Raw genomic sequence first — 2,232 nt, 5'->3', positions numbered from 1 at the left:
TCGGTAGGAACTTTGACCGTCAGGATGCGCGGTGCATACGGTGAGATTTCGGGCCGAGAAGCGATCAGCGTCGCATTCATGATGCCAAGAATGTGCAGGCGCGCGATGCGGGCGCGTTCCAGCGCTTCGGCCATGATCGCCGCGGACATGCCTTTGATTTTGATGTCCATCTGAAAGCCGGTGATGCCCGCTTTCGTTCCGGCAACTTTGAAATCCATGTCGCCGAGATGATCTTCGTCGCCGAGAATATCCGTCAACACCACAGTGTTGCCGTTTTCTTTGATCAAACCCATGGCGATGCCGGCTACGGCTTCTTTAATCGGCACGCCGGCATCCATCAGCGCCAACGAACCGGAGCACACCGTTGCCATTGAGGAAGACCCGTTCGACTCGAGCACATCCGCCACGACACGCACGGTGTAGGGGAACGTGCCTTCGTTCGGCATCACGGGTTTGAGCGAGCGTTCGGCTAGATTCCCATGCCCAATCTCGCGGCGGCCCGGCCCGCGGAACGGCCGAATTTCGCCGACGCTGAATGGCGGGAAATTATAATGCAGCATGTAGCTTTTGTAAAACTCGCCTTCCAGCTCGTCCATCTTTTGTTCATCGACCTTGGTACCCAGAGTCACCGCGGCGAGTACCTGGGTTTGACCGCGCGTGAACAGACTGGTGCCATGCACACGCGGCAACACGCCCACTTCGCAAGTAATCTGGCGAATGTCCTGTGGCCCGCGGCCATCAAGGCGGCGTCCCTTCTCGATGATCATTTTGCGCACAAGTTGTTTTTCAATTTTGTGAATAAGCTCTTGTGCGATGGTTTCACTTTCCGGGTAATCCGGCTGCAAAGTTGCGAGAGTGTTCTTATAAAGCTCTTTCATGCCGTTGCGGCGCGTTTGCTTATCCGTTTCCAGCAGCAACTCGCCGAGCGACGGCACGATCATGTCTTTGAGGCGCGCTTCCAGGCCCTCGGGCAACGCCGGCGGCGTAAATTCGCGCTTGGGCTTGGAGGCTTCTGCAGCAACGGCTTTTTGCACTTGAATAAGCTGAGCTGCAACGTTCTGCCCAAACGCCAGCGCTTCCACCATTTCAGCTTCGCTGATTTCCTGCGCTTCGCCTTCAACCATGAGTATCGAATCTTCGGTGGCGGCAATCACGAGATCGAGATCGCTTTGCGTCAGCTCTTCATGCGTGGGATTGGCAACGAGCTTGCCGTCGAGGCGGGCAACCCGCACGCCCGCAATCGGGCCTTCCCACGGAATGCCGGACAACAAAATCGCCATGGAAGCCGCGGAAATGCCGAGCACGTCGGGATCATTCGCTTTATCGGCGGAGAGCACCGACACCATTACTTGCACTTCACACTTATAATCTTCAGCAAAGAGCGGCCGGACGCCGCGATCGATCAAGCGCGCGGAGAGTATTTCATTCTCCGAGGGCTTGCCCTCGCGCTTGAAAAAGCCGCCGGGAATTTTTCCAGCAGCAAATGCCTTTTCACGATAATCAACGGAGAGCGGAAAAAAATCCTGGCCTTCGACGGCTTCTTCAGCGCCGACGACGGTCGCCATGACAATCGTGTCGCCAAGCTGCACCCAGCACGCGCCATCGGCCTGCCGTGCGACGCGACCGGTTTCAATCGCGAACACTTTCCCGTTTAATTCAGTTTCCTTGCGACAAACCATGCGGAAAACTCCTCTTGTTTGAATTCACCCAGTTCGCTTCAGTGTACATCAGCCGGCTCATGTCGTCTTTTGTACAACTGCAACATCGGGCATCATAAGTTCATATGTTTAGCGGCGCAGGCCGAGATCACTGACGATTTTGCGATAGCGTTCGATATTCGACTTGGCGAGATAATTCAGCAGCCGGCGGCGCTTGCCCACCATCTTCAACAAGCCCAAACGCGAATGATGATCCTTCTTATTGGTTTCAAGATGGGTTGTCAAATTATTGATGTTGGTCGTCAACAGGGCAATCTGAACTTCGGCTTTGCCGGAATCGCTGGCGCTGGCGCCGAACTTTTGCACGATTTCTGCTTTTTGTGCATTGGTTAATGACATTGCAACATTCTCCTCAAGAGGTTAGCTTTTGATATTGATTCGCTTGATCGTTGTTAAAATGGCAAAATTTTAATTCAACCGCAAGGGGCGTGTTGTGATATTTGTGTTACGGCCCGCCAAGCTCGGCTTGCACAACGCGCAGGCTGGCCTCGCGGTCGGCGCGCAACTGAGCAAT

General features: G+C 54.7%; 2 protein-coding genes. Both read right to left on the bottom strand.

The genetic code is table 11. The annotated features are described in order from the left end of the window. Window positions 1-1,679: polyribonucleotide nucleotidyltransferase (locus FBQ85_29440; GenBank protein MDL1879255.1), on the bottom strand; the 1,679-nt coding region annotated here is incomplete at its 3' end. 108 nt (window positions 1,680-1,787) lie between these two features. Then, complete coding sequence (gene rpsO / locus FBQ85_29435) at window positions 1,788-2,057, bottom strand: 30S ribosomal protein S15 (GenBank protein ID MDL1879254.1); 270 nt, start codon at window positions 2,055-2,057, stop codon at window positions 1,788-1,790. Window positions 2,058-2,232: the final 175 nt, after the last annotated feature.

Source organism: Cytophagia bacterium CHB2 (genome assembly GCA_030263535.1).
GTDB lineage: Bacteria > Zhuqueibacterota > Zhuqueibacteria > Zhuqueibacterales > Zhuqueibacteraceae > Coneutiohabitans.
The sequence above is the reverse complement of the archived record's forward strand: the minus strand, read 5'-3'. Positions and strand labels throughout refer to the sequence as shown.

Excerpts from the sequence above, each read along its gene's own strand:
- rpsO (MDL1879254.1), bottom strand. The coding sequence starts at position 2,057 with ATGTCATTAACCAATGCACAAAAAGCAGAAATCGTGCAAAAGTTCGGC.